The following is a 14,806-nucleotide window of genomic DNA, read 5'->3' as shown; positions in this document are numbered from 1 at the left end:
CGCGGTGTCGTCGTGGCGATGACACCCCGACTTTCCGGAACCCGAGTCGATCAAACCGCTACTCCGCCCGGTAGACGGAGATGTGCGACGGGCTGTCGGCCTGGAACGGTCGCCGGTGCCAGTCGGCGTACCGCTCGGTGAGCCGGAGCCCTGCCTGCTGCGCCATCTCGTCGATCTGGTGCGGCCAGGCGTACCGCATGGCGAACGGCTTCAGGTGCACACCGTCCGCGTCGAACGTGATCGTCTGCCGGATGAACCGCTGCGCCGGCCGGTCGTACCGGTGCAGTCGGATCGTCGCGGAGTCCTCGGTCACCTCACGTACCTGCACCTGCTCGTCCGAGTCGAAGCTGCGCGGGTCGGGCACGAACGTCTCGATGACGAACGCGCCGCCGGGCGACAGCACCCGGGCGACGTTGCGGAAGCAGTCCGCCTGCCGCTCGGCGTCCACCAGGTTGAACAGGGTGTTGAAGACCAGGTACGCGAGCCGGAACTCACCGGCCACCGGCACGTCCGCCATGTCGGCGACGACTACCGGGATCCGGTCGCCGCCGGGTTTCGCCCGCAGCTGCGCGAGCATCTCCTCGGACGCCTCGACGCCCTGCACGGCGAGGCCGCGTTCGGCCAGCGGCAGCGCGACCCGGCCGGTGCCGATCGCCAGTTCGAGAACCGGACCCCCGTCGGCCAGGGCGGCCAGGAAGTCCACCGCTGGTGCTGGGTCGGGGTTGCCTGGGCCGTCGTAGTCGGCGGCCCAGAGCCGGCCGAAGAGGCCGGGAGCGTCGAAGACCGACATCAGCGGCCTCCCGGGTTGGGGTCAGTGGCGCCCAGCAGCGCCAAGGGAACAGTTCTGCTCACGAAGTCTCGATTCCTCGGGTCGGATGACTGTTGGTTCGGGGGACTTCGTCGTGTCGGGCATGGTGGCTGCTCCCTTCGCGTGGCTGTCGACCGAGGACACCAGAGACGCCGTGGGCCCGGCAAGGCAATTACGCCAGCCGGGCCCACGACGGGACGTGCGATCAGGAGATGTGGTGCAGGATCACGTTGTGCACGTGGTGGCTCTTCTGCGCGCCACGGAACTCCACCTCGTAGGTGTGCGTGCCGACGTGGATGGCGATGGCGCCGGTGGAGAAGAACGAACCACCCCACGACTTGTTGCTGACCACGCTCACGCTGGTGATCTTCGAGTACGGGATGCTGGTGATCGCGAACCGCTTCCCGACGAAGGACCGGTCCTGGATGATCACGCGGCGGTCGGTCAGCCCGATGAACCCGGTGCCGGTGCCGACGGCGTCGTAGACGGCGATGATCTGCTCGCCTTCGAGGAGGCCACTCTCGATCTGCTGGACCTGCTCTTTGCGGTCGTACGCGATGTTCGCCATGTGCTCCAGGCTAGAAAACTGGTGCCAACGTGCCCACCCGGGCGAGGACCACGAACTCGCCGTCGCCGTGGCCGACGGGCTCGCCGTGCCAGCCCCCGTGAACATGGTCCACGATGAAGCCCGCCCTGGTCAGAGAGGTGCGCAGCTCGACCTCGGTGCGGAAGCGCAGGGTCGCCGAACTGAGGATCTCTTCCCCGTCGTCGAAGTGGTAGTGGTGGGTGAAGTCGACCACTCCGTCGCGTACCCCGGTGACCTCGGTCCACGCGCGGACCTCGCCGCCGTCGGGCAGCGTGACCAGCCGGTGCGAATCCACAGGGTTCCACCGCTCCCAACGACGGTCCGCCGGGTCGCGGGCGTCGAACACCAGCCGGCCGCCGGGCACGAGCGCCCTGGCCAGGTCGGCGAGGGTACGCGCCCACTCCGCGTCGTCAACGAAGAACTGCGCGACGTGGCTGGTCAGCACCGCCACGTCGAACGCCCGCTCGGGCAGCAGCTCCGCGTCGTACACCTGGACCAGCCGGTGGTGGCGGAACTCGGCGTGCCTCATCGGGGGTTCGCGTCGGTCGCGGCGCTGACGAACTCGCGTACCCGGGTGGTGGTGTTGCTGGGCAGCCAGACCGGCCCTCGTTCGATCGGTGGCGCGTCGTGGATGGGCACGTACGCCACGTCGGGGCGCGGGTAGTAGCGCCGCGTGTGCTCGCCCACCGGCAGGACTCCCCGGCCCAGCGCGACCAGGGACAGCATCTCGGAGAAGGTGTTCCCGGCGGGCCCCTTTGGCACCGGTCGGCCGGACGGGGTGCGCTCCGGGGTGCGGTCCCGCTTGAACTCCACCGAGGTCACTGTCGGGTACTGCACCACCGGGTGGTCGGCGAGCACCTCCAACGACACCGACCGCTCCCGGGTGAGCGGGTGCCCCGCGGCCACCGCCAGCACCCGGTCCTCGGAGAGCAGCGCCGGGCCGGTGGCCATCCCGTCGAACGGGTACGAGGCGATCAACACGTCGGTCGAGCCGTCGAGCAGCCCGGATCGGGTGGTGGACAACTGCGCCTCGTGCACCTCGACCCGACAATCGGGGTGCCGTTCACCGAACAGGGCCACTGCCCGGAGCAGCACCGGCGCGGTCCACTCGCCGAGGAACGCCACCCGCAGCGTCCCGGTCACGCCCCGGGCGGCGTCGGTCACGCGGCGGACTGCCTCGTCCATCCCGGCGACCAGCGGAGCCAGCTCGTCGGCGAGCTGCCGGCCGATCGGGGTGAGCCGGACGACCCGACTGGTGCGGGCGAACAGCGGTGCGCCGATCCGGCGCTCCAGCTTCTTCACGATGTGGCTGACCCGGCCGGTGCTGACGGTCAACCGCTCGGCGGTCCGGCCGAAGTGCAGTTCGTCCGCGAGGGTCAGGAACGTCTCGACCTCGTACCGCTCCAGCACACCGCTCCCATCGTTGACCTGTGGGCAACGATCGTAGCGGCATCGGGTCTTGGTCGGCGTCCCTCGTTCGGGGATCGTGAACGCGGCAGGGAAAACCGAGCGAAAGGCTCTGACGTGAGCGTTGACGACTACCTGGCCGGCCTGGCCGGCCCACCGCGCGAGATCGGCGAGAAGCTGACGCCGATCATCGCGGCGGCCCTTCCCGGGGCGACCGGGGCGATGTGGCACGGGCACCCGGTCTGGAGCCTGGGCGACCGGCCCGGCCAGCGCCCGGTCTGCCTGGTCAAGGCGTACGGGTCGTACGTCACCTTCGGGCTGTGGCGGGGGCAGGAGATCGTCGACCCGTCGGGGCGGCTGATCCCCGGTGCGCGGGCGATGGCGGCGGTGAAGCTGCGCGACGTCGCCGACGTCGACCCAGCCCTGTTCAGCGACTGGCTGCGCGCGGCGGCCCACCTGGAGGAGGCATGAGCGCGGTGCGGGTAACCGGTTTCGACCACCTGGTGCTGACCGTCGCCGACGTGGAGCGGTCCCTGGACTTCTACTGCGGCCGGCTCGGGCTGGCACCGGTACGGGTCGACGAGTGGCGTGCGGGCACCGTCCCGTTCCCGTCGGCACGGATCAGCCCCGACAGCATCATCGACCTCGTCCGCGGTGAGCCGCAGGGCGCGAACGTGGACCACTTCTGCCTGGTGGTGGCACCACTGGACTGGGCGCAGGTGATCGAGTCGGGGGTCTTCACGGTGCTGACCGGCCCGGTCAGCCGGTTCGGTGCCCGCGGTTCGGCGACCTCGATCTACGTACGGGACCCGGACGGCAACTCGGTGGAGCTGCGCTGGTACCCGCAGGACGCCGGCTCGGGTTCGGAGACTGTCGTCAGGCCTCGGTGACCGCCCGGTAGGCGTCCTCGATGCGGGCCGCCAACAGCACCTCGCCCTCGGTCAGCGGCTCGCCGCTGCCGTGCCCCACCCGGATCTGGGTGCTGTCGGCCCGGCGGCTGATCTCGGGCCGCAGATGCAGCGCATCCGCGACGACCTTGACCCGTTCAGTTAGTGCGGCGTGTTGGGTATCGTCGATCACGAGCGTCCGTCGGATCTGCTCGCCTTCGCGCGTCCAACCAGATAGCAAGGTCAACGCGTCGGAAAGGTAGTCGTGCTTGGCCCTGCTGTTGAACAGCACGCGCATCACCGCACCCCCCAAGCGCCGTTGCCGGCTTGTGGCCAAATCGTCGCCATCCCGTGTCTTGTCGGTGCCTCCTAGTCTCCCGCTGCTCGGAGGGGGTGTCCACGCCCACACTTCCGTGTCTTATTGGCCTAGCGGACGGCTACGGTACCCAAACCGCCGATTGATCTGGCACCCTGGACGCCCGTGCGGACCGAACGGGCGAATGATGGCGGGCAGGCCGAACGACGGGACCTGAAGGTGATCGTCGGTGCGGCGATCATCCGGGATGGGCGGGTGCTCGCCTGTGCGCGTTCCGCCCCACCCGAGGTGGCGGGCATGTGGGAGTTTCCGGGCGGAAAGGTCGAGCCGGGGGAGGCCGAGACCGACGCGTTGATCCGGGAGTGCGCCGAGGAGTTGGCCGTACGCGTCGAGATCGGCGACCGGGTCGGCCGCAACGTGCGGATGGCGCACGGCCGGTCGGTGCTCAAGGTGTACGCGGCCCGCCTGCTCGGCGGCGACCAGCCGCAGGCGCTGGAGCACGAGGCGCTCCGCTGGCTCACCGCCGACGAACTGGACTCGGTCACCTGGCTCCCCGCCGACGCCCCCATCGTGGCCGCCCTCCGCCCCCTCCTGCTCAACTCGCGTTGATCATGAAGTTATTGCCACGACACGCCGTGCGCGGTGGCAATAACTTCATGATCAACGGGGGCGGGGCGGGGCGGGGCGGGGCGGGGCGGGAAGTGGGGCGGGGGCCGTGGCTACTGCCACGGCCCCCGTTGTTGTTCAGGTGATTAGTGCTTGTTGTCCTGCTCCGGGTGGGCGAAGTTGAGGTGCTCCGGAGGCAGCGGGAAGGTCACGTCGTCACCGAACGGAGACGGCGCGGCGGCCCGGTCGAAGGTGAGCTCGGTCAGCGGCAGCTTGCCCCGGTCGTCGACCGCCGGGGCGGTCGGGTGGGGCACCTCCCGGTGCCAGTTGACGCCGCTCTGCGCCTGCGCCTCAGCCCGCGAATCGTGGGAGCCACCCGCGTGCGAGTGCAACCCACCCCGGGCGGAGCCCGGCGTCGCCGAGCCCTGACGGGCGGTGGTCACGCTGGTCTGGGGCGTCTCGCCCCGACGGAAGATCTTGCTACCAAGCCACACAAGGGGATCGTACCTGCGGTCGACGACCCGTTCCTTCATGGGGATGATCCCGTTGTCAGTGATCTTGATGTGCTCGGGGCAGACCTCGGTGCAGCACTTGGTGATGTTGCAGAAGCCGAGGCCCTGTTCGGCCTGCGCGTACTCCTTGCGGTCGGTCCGGGCGTCCAGCGGGTGCATGTCCAGCTCGGCCGCCCGGATGAAGTACCGCGGGCCGGAGAACGCCTGCTTGTTCTCCTCGTGATCGCGGATCACGTGGCAGACCGTCTGGCACAGGAAGCACTCGATGCACTTGCGGAACTCCTGCGAGCGCTCCACGTCGACCTGCTGCATCCGGTAGTCACCCGGGGCCACGTCCGCCGGAGGGGCGAACGCCGGGGTCTCCCGTGCCTTCTCGTAGTTGAACGAGACGTCGGTGACCAGGTCCCGGATGACCGGGAAGGTGCGCAGCGGGGTGACAGTGACGGTCTCGTCGTCGCCGAAGGTCGACATCCGCGTCATGCAACCCAGCCGCGGCTTGCCGTTGATCTCCATGGAGCAGGAGCCGCACTTGCCGGCCTTGCAGTTCCACCGGCAGGCCAGGTCCGGCGCGTCGGTGGCCTGCAGGCGGTGGATGACGTCGAGAACGACCTCGCCCTCGTTCACCTCCACCATGTAGTCCTGGAGGTCACCGCCGCTCTCGTCGCCCCGCCAGATCCGGAACTGACGCTTCCCGCTCATCGGTTGTCCGCCTCTCCAGCGTCGGCAACGAGGGCGTCGAAGTCGGCGATCTCCTCGTCGGTGAGGTACTTGGCCAGCTCGGCCCGGTCGAAGAGGCCGATCAGCTCCGGCCGCATCTTCGGCAGCGGCTTGCGGGTCAGCTGCACGGTGTCGCCGTCCAGCGCGCAGACCAGGTTGACCTGCCGCCACTTCGGCTCCATCGCCGGGTAGTCCTCCCGGGTGTGCCCGCCACGCGACTCCTGCCGCTCCAGCGCCGCCTTCGCGGTGCACTCCGAGACCACCAGCATGTTGCGCAGGTCCAGGGCCAGGTGCCAGCCCGGGTTGTAGCGTCGGCCGCCGGCCGCGCTCACCTTGGCCACCCGCTCACGCAGTTCGGCGAGCCGGACCAGCGCGTCGGCCAGCTCACCCTCCCGGCGGATGATGCCCACCAGGTCACCCATAACCGCCTGGAGGTCCTGCTGAAGGGTGTACGGGTTCTCGCCGGTGTCCCGCTGCAGCGGCGCGAGGGCGGTCTCCACGGCCGCCTCGACCTCGTCCACTGCCACCTTCGGCCGCGCGCTCAGCCCGTCGGCGTAGCTGGCCGCGTGCCCACCCGCCCGCTTGCCGAAGACCAGCAGGTCGGACAGGGAGTTACCACCGAGTCGGTTGGAGCCGTGCATGCCGCCGGAGACCTCACCGGCGGCGAACAGCCCGCGTACGTGGCCGAAGGCGGCACCCGAATCCGGGTCAACCTCGACGCCGCCCATCACGTAGTGACAGGTCGGGCCGACCTCCATCGGCTCGGCCGTGATGTCGACGTCGGCCAGCTCCTTGAACTGGTGGTACATCGACGGCAGCCGGCGGCGGATCTCGTCGGCCGAACGTCGGCTCGCGATGTCCAGGAAGACGCCACCGGCGGGGGAGCCCCGGCCGGCCTTGACCTCGCTGTTGATGGCGCGGGCCACCTCGTCGCGGGGCAGCAGCTCCGGTGGACGCCGGTTGTTGTCCGGGTCGGTGTACCAGCGGTCCGCCTCCTCCTCGGTCTCCGCGTACTGCTTGCGGAAGACATCGGGGACGTAGTCGAACATGAACCGCTTGCCGTCGGAGTTCTTCAGGACGCCGCCGTCACCACGCACCGACTCGGTGACCAGGATGCCCTTCACCGAGGGCGGCCAGACCATGCCGGTCGGGTGGAACTGGAGGAACTCCATGTTGATCAGCGTCGCCCCGGCGCGCAGCGCCAGCGCGTGCCCGTCCCCGGTGTACTCCCAGGAGTTCGAGGTGACCTTGTAGGAGCGCCCGACGCCACCCGTGGCCAGCACGACCGCCGGCGCCTCGAAGAGGATGAACTCGCCCGACTCGCGGTAGTAGCCGAACGCGCCGGCCACCCGGTCACCGTCGAGCAGCAGCTCGGTGATGGTCGTCTCGGAGAACACCCTGATCCGGGCGTCGTACGAGCCGAACTCCCGCTGGTCCTCCTGCTGGAGCGAGACGATCTTCTGCTGGAGGGTGCGGATCAGCTCCAGGCCCGTCCGGTCGCCCACGTGCGCCAGGCGCGGGTACTCGTGGCCACCGAAGTTGCGCTGCGAGATCTTGCCGTCCTTGGTGCGGTCGAAGAGCGCACCGTACGTCTCCAGCTCCCAGATCCGCTGCGGCGACTCCTTCGCGTGCAGCTCGGCCATCCGGAAGTTGTTGAGAAACTTGCCGCCGCGCATGGTGTCGCGGAAGTGCACCTGCCAGTTGTCCCGGCTGTTCACATTGCCCATCGCGGCGGCCGCGCCGCCCTCGGCCATCACCGTGTGCGCCTTGCCGAACAGCGACTTGGAGATGATCGCGGTCTTCTTGCCGGCCAGCCGGGCCTCGATCGCCGCGCGCAGACCGGCGCCGCCGGCCCCGATGACGACGACGTCGTAGTGGTGTCGTTCGATGCGAGTGGTTGTGGTCATGTCAGGGGCCCTTTAGTTGATGAACCGCAGGTCGGAGAACCAGCCGGCCGCGAGCGCCATGATGTAGAAATCGGCCAGCGCCAGGGTGCCGAGGGTGATCCAGGCGAGCTGCATGTGCCGGACGTTCAACGCCGAGACGAAGGTCCAGGCCTTGTACCGCACCGGGTGCTTGGAGAAGTGCTTGAGCCGGCCGCCGATGATGTGCCGGCAGGAGTGGCAGGAGATCGTGTACGCCCAGAGCATCACCACGTTGAGCAGCAGGATGATGTTGCCCAGCCCGAAGCCGAAGCCCTTCGGCGAGTGGAAGGCGAGGATCGCGTCCCAGGTGTTGATCAGCGAGATGATCGCGGCGGCGTAGAAGAAGTAGCGGTGCAGGTTCTGCCCGAGCAGCGGGAAACGGGTCTCACCGCCGTACTCCTTGTGCCCGTCCGGGACGGCGCAGGCCGGCGGCGACAGCCAGAACGACCGGTAGTACGCCTTGCGGTAGTAGTAGCAGGTGAGCCGGAACAGCAGCAGGAACGGCAGGGTCAGCGCGGCGTCCGGGATGATCCACCAGCCGGGCAGGAACCGGCCGAAGTGCGAAGCGCCCTCGATGCACCGCTCCGTGACGCAGGGCGAGTAGAACGGGGTCAGATAGTGGTAATCCGCGACCCAGTAGAAGTCGTGCATGAACACCCGGACCGTCGCGTACGCGACCCAGGCGCTGAGCCCGATCACGGTGATCAGCGGGGCGAACCACCATCGGTCGGTACGCAACGTCTTCGCCGCGATGGCGGCGCGCGCCCGCGCCCCCCTCGGCCTCGTTGCCGTTGAAGTCATTCGAGTCGTCTCCTCGACGGGCCCGTACGGGCGGGCTGGTCTCTCTCCGGTCGGCACGCGGACCGGCGAACCCGCACCCGCTGCCACGTCATGCGCACACCAACGACCACGCCGGATCGACCGACGCAGCTAAGTGACACACGTTACGCCGATCTCCGCGAGCCGTCCGCGCAAGGGAGTGTCCCGTGTGTCTGGCCTGCGGAAAAGCCCTCGACGCGCCGGTTTGGCGCGCGAAGTCGAGAACGTCAGCCGGAGGCCCCTCCGGTGAAGTGCCAGGACGCCAACCGCAGCGACGGCGCCGCCCACCAGACACCGTCCACCCGGTCCGGTTGGCGCACCGCCCGCGCCCCCAGCCCGAGCACCGCCCCCGGCCCGAGCGCCCGCGGGTACGACTCGGTGAACCGCAGGTCACGGACCGCCCGGACGACAGTGCCGTCCTCGATCAGCCAGACGCCGTTGCGGGTCAACCCGGTGACGACGAGGCTCTTCGGGTCGAGCACCCGGGTGTACCAGAGGTCGGTGACCAGCAGCCCTCGGCGTACGCCGGCGACCAACGCGGCGGTGTCCGCGTCGACGACAGCCCCGGCCGCCGCGCCGGTGGTGCTCCGGCCCACCGCACTGGCCGGACCCGCCACCGCGCCGTTCAGCCGCAGGTTGCGGGGCATCGGGCCCCAGGTGGCACCCCCCGCTACCGCGTGCCCGGTGGACTCCGCGCCCGCCTCGGCGCCGGTCCGGCGGTCGTGCGCCACCGCCCGGGTGGTGCCCGCCTCGACCAGTGTCAGCGCCCGTCGGCCGGTGCCCTCCGCGTCGAACGGCAACCCGGACCCGCCCAGCGGGTCGTCCACCAGTGTCACCGCCCGGTCGAACTGGGCCGCGCCCGGCTCGGCGAACGACTGCCGCTCGGCGTACCGCTTGCCGTTGAAGCCGTAGAAGGACAGGTTCTGCAGGAGGTCCGCCACGGCGGCCGGCTCGAACACCACCTCGTAGTGCCCTGGCGGCAGCTCGACCGGGTCGGCCGCCGCCTGCGCCTTCGCGGCGGCCTGCGCGCCCAACTCGGCGCCGTCGAGGTCGGACAGCCGGTCGGCGCTGCGCCGGGCCACCCCGTCCGCGCCATCGCGGCGGGCGATGCCGTCCATCGCCGCCTCCACCGCGCGGCCGTACGCCGAGTGCCCGGCCGAGTTGGCGAACGCCGACGAGCGGTGCGCGGTGCGGCAGTAACCGGCGGTGCTGAGGCCCCCGGCGGCGGCCACGAACGCCCCCACCCGATCGGCCCGCTGATCCGGCTCGGCGTGCGCGGTGGCCTCGTCGACGGGCAGGGCGCCCGGCGTGGGCATGGGCGGGGCCAGCCCCGGCCAACCCGGGTCGGGCGGGCAGAGCCGCGCCGCGGCCAGGGTGCGCTCCACCAGGGCGGACAACCCGTCGGCGGTGACCACGCTGCCGCCACCGGCAGCCGTCCGACCGTCGACGTGCACCCGCAGCCGGACCCCGACGGTGGACTCGGACACGTTCTGGTGGATGCCCGAGTTGGCGAACCGGGTCAGCGCCAGGTCCGCCCGCGTCACCACCGCCTCGGCCTGCGCGGCCGGCCCGCCAAGACGCCGAACCAGCTCCACGACCTGCCCCGCCAGCTCGACCTCACTCCTCGCGCTCACGCTGAGCCGCCTTTCGTTCGCGACTGCGGGGCTCGCAAACCCGGCTCACTCCTCGCGCTCACGCCGAGACCCCCACACGGACGTTGCGGAACCGGGCCGGCGCGGCCGGGTGGCCGGTGTGCCCGACCTGGCCGGGTTGGCCCTTGCCGCAGTTGGGCGTCCCCCAGGAGACCGTCTCGCTGGAGAGCATGTCCATCGAACGCCAGAACAGCGGGCCGATCCCGGTGTACGTGGGGTTGCGCAGCATCCGCCCCCGCCGCCCCTTCTTGATCTCCCAGCCGACCTCACAGCCGAACTGGAAGTTGAGTCGCTTGTCGTCGATCGACCAGGACCGGTTGAGGTCCATCAACACGCCGTCGTCGGTGGCCGCGATGATCTCCTCCAGCGTGTGTGGGCCGGGTTCCAGGCCGACGTTTGTCATCCGCACCATCGGCAGCCGGGCCCACCCGTCGGCCCGTACGCTGCCGCCGTAGTCGAGGCTGGCCATCGCGGCGGAATCCCGGCCGGCGAGCACACCCACCCAGCGACCGTCCCGGACCGCGTCCCGCTTGACCGCCGGGGAGCCCTCGTCGTCGAAACCGAAGCTGCCCAGCGCCCCCGGGATGGTCGGGTCGATGGTGATGTTCATCAGCTCCGAGCCGTAACGCAGCGAGCCGAGCTGGGCCAGGTCCAGCCAGGACGTGCCGGCGAACGCCGCCTCCCAGCCGAGGATCCGGTCCAGCTCGATGGCGTGCCCGACCGACTCGTGGATCTGCAGGGCCAACTGCTCGCCGCCGAGGATCAGATCGGTCTCGCCGGCCGGGCAGGGCGGCGCGGTGAGCAACGCCCGGGACTCCTCGGCGATCTGCGCGGCGTGCGCGGCCAGATCCAGCGACTCGACCAGCTCCCACCCGGTGGTGCCGTACTGGCCGCGGTAGCTCGGCCAGGACCGCCGCTGCGTCTCGCCGTCGCCGATCGAGGTGGCCGAGATGCCGCCGCCGCACTCGCGGATGCGCTGGTCGATCCGGTGGCCCTCGCTGGAGACGAACCACTTCGTGGTGTCCCAGATCTGGTACAGGCCCTCGGCCAGGTCCGCGCCGTGCTCGGCCATCGTGCGGGTCGCGTCGACCAGCAGATCGCCCTTGTCCGACAGGGCCACCCCGAGCGGGTCGATCTGGCAGCCGGAGGCCCAGCTCGCGGTGACCGCCTCGACCGGCACCAGGTCGACCGAAGGGCCCGGCACCCGCGCGCTCGCCATGGCGGTCCGCGTCGCGCGCCGGCCGGCGTCGCGGGCGGCGGCGTCCGACAGATCGGGTACGGCGTGGAAGCCCCAACTCGCCCCGACCAACGCCCGGACCCCGAGCCCGATGCTCTCGTCCTGGGTCAGCTCCTCCACGTCCCCGTTGCGCGCGGTCATGGACTCGTAGCGGCGGTGCATCACCCGGGCGTCGGCGTACCGGGCGCCCGCGTCGAGGGCGGCCTGGACGGCGGCGGTGGCCGCGTCGAACTCGGTCATGGACCGACCCTAGGCCAGCCGACCGACACCCGTCAGGGGAGCAGTTCCTCCGGCCGGATGCTGGCCTTCACCGGCTCAGTCAGCACCAGCAGCTCGCCCGGTCTGGTCACGGACTGCTCGGTGTAGTGACCGCCCCGCCGCCGGTACAGATGCATGGTGCCGCTGTCCTGCTCCACCAGGAGATACCACTCGATGCCGGCGGTGGCGTAGTAGTGCATCTTGAGGACTTTGTCGGTGGACGCGTTACTCGGCGAGATGATTTCGCAGACCAGCCGCACGTCACTCGCCTCGACGTTGAGTTCGTCGAAGTCGATCGGGCTGGTGATGACGAGATCGGGGATCGGAATCCGTCCCGGCCTGAGTCGAACGTTCACCGCTTCCAAGACATGCAGACCGGCTTCGCGAACCGGGGCTCGTAGCACCGCGCGTAGTTCGCCGGAGATGTTCTGGTGCCGGGGGGTGGGGGCTGGGGTCACGTGAAGGCTCCCGTCGAAGAGTTCGACGCGTTGCTGCGTCTCGCCGAGGGCGAGGTACTCCTCTTCGGTCCACGGGCCTTCGTGGTTGAACACCGCCGCGGTCATCGTCACCTCCACCTCGTGCCAGTGGCATCCTCTGCCGGTTGCGCGTCCAATGATCGCACTTGACGTGCGTTCAAGGCCATGAATGGGCGAGGTGACGGGGGTGCGGGGCCGATGCCGACTCGTTACGCTCGGGCCCGCTGACACGTGCCGGCTTTGTAGCTTATTTTCACCCTCGGGACTTTGCTGTAAGTTCTCTTCGTCACTGAGGGAGGTGGCCGTGGACAGCTCGGAACCCTCGCCGTCCGGGGACCCGGACGACCGTCCCGCCGTGCCGGCGCAGCGCTCCGACCAGGACGCCTACCTGCGGGTGCGTGATCTGCGGGTCCGGTTCGACACCGAGGACGGCGTGGTCCGCGCTGTCGACGGGGTGTCGTTCGCCGTCGAGCGGGGCCGCACCCTCGGCATCGTCGGCGAGTCCGGCTCCGGCAAGAGCGTCACCTCGCTGGCGATTCTCGGCCTGCACGATCCGAAGCGGACCACCATCACCGGGGAGATCTCCGTGGGTGGCCGGCAGGTGGTCGGCCTTCCAGACGAGGAGGTACGCCGGCTGCGCGGCCGGGACATGGCGATGATCTTCCAGGATCCACTGTCGGCGCTGCACCCGTACTACACGGTGGGCCGGCAGATCGCCGAGGCGTACCGGGTGCACCACCCGAAGGCCAACCGGCGCGAGGCCCGCCAGCGGGCTGTCGACATGCTGGACCGGGTCGGCATCCCGCAGCCGGCGCGTCGCTTCGACCAGTACCCGCACGAGTTCTCCGGCGGAATGCGCCAGCGGGCGATGATCGCGATGTCCCTGGTCAACGACCCGGCGCTGCTGATCGCCGACGAACCGACCACCGCGTTGGACGTCACAGTGCAGGCGCAAATCCTGGACCTGCTCGCCGACCTCCAGGCCGAGTTCCACTCCGCGATCATCCTGATCACCCACGACCTCGGCGTGGTCGGCCAGGTCGCCGACGACGTGCTGGTCATGTACGGCGGGCGGGCCGTCGAGCGGGGCAGCGTCGAGCAGGTGCTCCGGGCGCCGCAGCATCCGTACACCTGGGGGTTGCTCTCCAGCGTGCCGTCGCTGCACGGCGACGCGGACGCGGACCTGGTGCCCATTCCCGGCAACCCGCCCAGCCTGATCAACCTGCCGCCGGGCTGCGCGTTCCACCCCCGCTGCCGGTACGCGGACCGGGCCGGCAGCCGCTCCCGCACCGAGGTCCCCGAGCTGCGCCCGGCGGGGGAGGGCGATTCGGCCGGCCACCTGGTCGCCTGTCACCTGAGCGCCGAGGAGCGTGCCACGTTCTACGCCGAGGACATCGCACGGGTGGGGGTGGCTGTGTGAGGGCGAGGAACGCAGCGCAGCGGAGTACCGCAGTCCCGAACGGAGGACCGTGGAGATGACCGATGAACCACTGCTGCGGGTACGCGGCCTGAGCAAGCACTTCCCGGTACGCCAGGGGCTGCGCGCCACCGGTCTGGTGCGGGCGGTGGACGGGCTCGACTTCGACGTGCGCCCCGGCGAGACGCTCGGCCTGGTGGGGGAGTCGGGCTGCGGCAAGACGACCACCGGTCGGATGCTGGTGCGGCTGCTGGAACCGACGAGCGGCAGCATCGAGTTCGACGGGCGGGACATCACGCACGCCGGCCGCCGGGAGTTGCGCCCGCTGCGCCAGGAACTCCAGATCATCTTCCAGGACCCGTACGCCTCGCTGAACCCTCGGCACACAGTGGGCCGGATCGTGGCGATGCCGCTGCAGGTCAACGGGATCAAGCCGCCCGGTGGGATCAAGGCCCGGGTGCAGGAGTTGCTGGAGCTGGTCGGGTTGAACCCGGAGCACTACAACCGGTACCCGCACGAGTTCTCCGGTGGTCAACGCCAGCGCATCGGCATCGCCCGCGCGTTGGCCCTGCGGCCGAAGCTGATCGTGGCGGACGAGCCGGTGAGCGCACTGGACGTCTCGATCCAGGCACAGGTCGTCAACCTGCTGCGCGACCTGCAACGGGAGCTCGGCCTGGCGTTCGTGTTCATCGCGCACGACCTGGCCGTGGTCCGGCACTTCTGCCAGCGGGTCGCTGTCATGTACCTGGGTCGGATCGTGGAGATCGGTGACCGGGCGGACATCTACGAGCGCCCGCAGCACCCGTACACCCGGGCGTTGCTCTCCGCGATCCCGGACGTCACCCAGCTCGGCCCGGCGGGCCGGATCCGGCTGACCGGCGACGTGCCCACCCCGCTGGACCCGCCGTCGGGCTGCCGGTTCCGCACCCGGTGCTGGAAGGCGCAGGACATCTGCGCCACCGAGGAGCCCGCGTTGATCCCGCGCGACGGCGGTTCGCAGGCCACCGCGTGTCACTTCCCCGAAGGGGAAGCGGCCAGCACGAGCCCCGAAGGGGAAGCGGCCAGCACGAGCCCGCAGTCGGCGGAGTCGACTGCCCCGGTCGTCGAGGAGGTGCCGTCGTGAGCCTGTCCCCGGTGGCGGGGGCTGAGCCGGCCGACGTCGCGGCCGCCAGGGACCCAGCCG

General features: G+C 70.3%; 16 protein-coding genes. 5 read left to right on the top strand and 11 right to left on the bottom strand.

The window, feature by feature from the left end:
* Positions 1–58: 58 nt before the first annotated feature.
* The 4 genes from PSH03_RS17920 to PSH03_RS17905 form a co-directional block, all read right to left on the bottom strand.
* Positions 59–790, bottom strand: a complete 732-nt coding sequence (locus PSH03_RS17920) for a class I SAM-dependent methyltransferase (RefSeq protein ID WP_238689827.1) — start codon at positions 788–790, stop codon at positions 59–61.
* A 223-nt stretch (positions 791–1,013) separates the two neighbouring features.
* Complete coding sequence (locus PSH03_RS17915; protein WP_030337500.1) at positions 1,014–1,376, bottom strand: PH domain-containing protein; 363 nt, start codon at positions 1,374–1,376, stop codon at positions 1,014–1,016.
* Positions 1,377–1,386: 10 nt separating this feature from the next.
* The gene (locus PSH03_RS17910; protein ID WP_210785860.1) at positions 1,387–1,923 is read right to left on the bottom strand and encodes a class I SAM-dependent methyltransferase; all 537 of its coding nucleotides are present in this window, start codon (positions 1,921–1,923) and stop codon (positions 1,387–1,389) included.
* On the bottom strand, positions 1,920–2,804 hold the full coding sequence (locus PSH03_RS17905; RefSeq protein ID WP_238689826.1) for a LysR family transcriptional regulator: 885 nt from the start codon (positions 2,802–2,804) through the stop codon (positions 1,920–1,922). The genes PSH03_RS17910 and PSH03_RS17905 overlap by 4 nt, the downstream gene beginning before the upstream one ends.
* A 114-nt stretch (positions 2,805–2,918) precedes the next feature.
* Between PSH03_RS17905 and PSH03_RS17900 the strand changes: the two genes are divergently transcribed.
* Positions 2,919–3,272: a DUF1801 domain-containing protein gene (locus PSH03_RS17900; protein ID WP_238689825.1), complete on the top strand. Its 354-nt coding sequence runs from the start codon at positions 2,919–2,921 to the stop codon at positions 3,270–3,272.
* Positions 3,269–3,691, top strand: a complete 423-nt coding sequence (locus PSH03_RS17895) for a VOC family protein (protein ID WP_238689824.1) — start codon at positions 3,269–3,271, stop codon at positions 3,689–3,691. Before PSH03_RS17900 ends, PSH03_RS17895 begins: the two co-directional genes overlap by 4 nt.
* Here PSH03_RS17895 and PSH03_RS17890 read toward each other — a convergent pair.
* Positions 3,678–3,986 (bottom strand): 4a-hydroxytetrahydrobiopterin dehydratase, encoded by a 309-nt coding sequence (locus PSH03_RS17890; protein ID WP_112604995.1) that lies wholly within the window; start codon positions 3,984–3,986, stop codon positions 3,678–3,680. The two genes, PSH03_RS17895 and PSH03_RS17890, sit on opposite strands and share 14 nt — an antisense overlap.
* A 183-nt stretch (positions 3,987–4,169) precedes the next feature.
* On the opposite strand from PSH03_RS17890, the gene PSH03_RS17885 reads away from it, so the two are divergent.
* Positions 4,170–4,613, top strand: a complete 444-nt coding sequence (locus tag PSH03_RS17885; protein ID WP_210785865.1) for a (deoxy)nucleoside triphosphate pyrophosphohydrolase — start codon at positions 4,170–4,172, stop codon at positions 4,611–4,613.
* Between the two features lie 143 nt (positions 4,614–4,756).
* Here PSH03_RS17885 and PSH03_RS17880 read toward each other — a convergent pair whose 3' ends face one another.
* The 6 genes from PSH03_RS17880 to PSH03_RS17855 all read right to left on the bottom strand — a co-directional run bounded on the left by PSH03_RS17880 (position 4,757) and on the right by PSH03_RS17855 (position 12,293).
* Positions 4,757–5,821, bottom strand: a complete 1,065-nt coding sequence (locus tag PSH03_RS17880) for a succinate dehydrogenase/fumarate reductase iron-sulfur subunit (protein WP_112604992.1) — start codon at positions 5,819–5,821, stop codon at positions 4,757–4,759.
* Positions 5,818–7,746, bottom strand: a complete 1,929-nt coding sequence (locus tag PSH03_RS17875) for a fumarate reductase/succinate dehydrogenase flavoprotein subunit (RefSeq protein ID WP_238689823.1) — start codon at positions 7,744–7,746, stop codon at positions 5,818–5,820. Before PSH03_RS17875 ends, PSH03_RS17880 begins: the two co-directional genes overlap by 4 nt.
* 12 nt (positions 7,747–7,758) lie before the next feature.
* The gene (gene sdhC, locus PSH03_RS17870; RefSeq protein WP_088950095.1) at positions 7,759–8,565 is read right to left on the bottom strand and encodes a succinate dehydrogenase subunit SdhC; all 807 of its coding nucleotides are present in this window, start codon (positions 8,563–8,565) and stop codon (positions 7,759–7,761) included.
* 245 nt (positions 8,566–8,810) lie between these two features.
* A complete protein-coding gene (locus tag PSH03_RS17865; protein ID WP_372494793.1) occupies positions 8,811–10,217 on the bottom strand; it encodes a TldD/PmbA family protein in 1,407 nt (468 codons plus the stop codon).
* 58 nt (positions 10,218–10,275) lie between these two features.
* Positions 10,276–11,712, bottom strand: a complete 1,437-nt coding sequence (locus PSH03_RS17860) for a TldD/PmbA family protein (RefSeq protein ID WP_238689822.1) — start codon at positions 11,710–11,712, stop codon at positions 10,276–10,278.
* 32 nt (positions 11,713–11,744) lie between these two features.
* A complete protein-coding gene (locus PSH03_RS17855) occupies positions 11,745–12,293 on the bottom strand; it encodes a Uma2 family endonuclease (RefSeq protein WP_238689821.1) in 549 nt (182 codons plus the stop codon).
* 268 nt (positions 12,294–12,561) lie between these two features.
* Between PSH03_RS17855 and PSH03_RS17850 the strand changes: the two genes are divergently transcribed.
* Both PSH03_RS17850 and PSH03_RS17845 read left to right on the top strand, forming a co-directional pair.
* The gene (locus tag PSH03_RS17850) at positions 12,562–13,626 is read left to right on the top strand and encodes an ABC transporter ATP-binding protein (RefSeq protein ID WP_238689862.1); all 1,065 of its coding nucleotides are present in this window, start codon (positions 12,562–12,564) and stop codon (positions 13,624–13,626) included.
* A gap of 55 nt (positions 13,627–13,681) precedes the next feature.
* A complete protein-coding gene (locus PSH03_RS17845) occupies positions 13,682–14,746 on the top strand; it encodes an ABC transporter ATP-binding protein (protein ID WP_238689820.1) in 1,065 nt (354 codons plus the stop codon).
* Positions 14,747–14,806 lie beyond the last annotated feature (60 nt).

Origin of the sequence: Micromonospora salmantinae (assembly GCF_022230905.1) — a bacterium.
GTDB classification, from domain to species: Bacteria; Actinomycetota; Actinomycetes; order Mycobacteriales; family Micromonosporaceae; genus Micromonospora; species Micromonospora salmantinae.
Note: the sequence above shows the minus strand (reverse complement) of the source record. Positions and strands in the feature narration are given on the sequence as shown.

Excerpts from the sequence above, each read along its gene's own strand:
- PSH03_RS17920 (WP_238689827.1), bottom strand. The coding sequence starts at position 790 with ATGTCGGTCTTCGACGCTCCCGGCCTCTTCGGCCGGCTCTGGGCCGCC.
- PSH03_RS17915 (WP_030337500.1), bottom strand. The coding sequence starts at position 1,376 with ATGGCGAACATCGCGTACGACCGCAAAGAGCAGGTCCAGCAGATCGAG.
- PSH03_RS17910 (WP_210785860.1), bottom strand. The coding sequence starts at position 1,923 with ATGAGGCACGCCGAGTTCCGCCACCACCGGCTGGTCCAGGTGTACGAC.
- PSH03_RS17895 (WP_238689824.1), top strand. The coding sequence starts at position 3,269 with ATGAGCGCGGTGCGGGTAACCGGTTTCGACCACCTGGTGCTGACCGTC.
- PSH03_RS17890 (WP_112604995.1), bottom strand. The coding sequence starts at position 3,986 with ATGCGCGTGCTGTTCAACAGCAGGGCCAAGCACGACTACCTTTCCGAC.
- PSH03_RS17880 (WP_112604992.1), bottom strand. The coding sequence starts at position 5,821 with ATGAGCGGGAAGCGTCAGTTCCGGATCTGGCGGGGCGACGAGAGCGGC.
- PSH03_RS17875 (WP_238689823.1), bottom strand. The coding sequence starts at position 7,746 with ATGACCACAACCACTCGCATCGAACGACACCACTACGACGTCGTCGTC.
- sdhC (WP_088950095.1), bottom strand. The coding sequence starts at position 8,565 with ATGACTTCAACGGCAACGAGGCCGAGGGGGGCGCGGGCGCGCGCCGCC.
- PSH03_RS17860 (WP_238689822.1), bottom strand. The coding sequence starts at position 11,712 with ATGACCGAGTTCGACGCGGCCACCGCCGCCGTCCAGGCCGCCCTCGAC.
- PSH03_RS17855 (WP_238689821.1), bottom strand. The coding sequence starts at position 12,293 with ATGACCGCGGCGGTGTTCAACCACGAAGGCCCGTGGACCGAAGAGGAG.
- PSH03_RS17845 (WP_238689820.1), top strand. The coding sequence starts at position 13,682 with ATGACCGATGAACCACTGCTGCGGGTACGCGGCCTGAGCAAGCACTTC.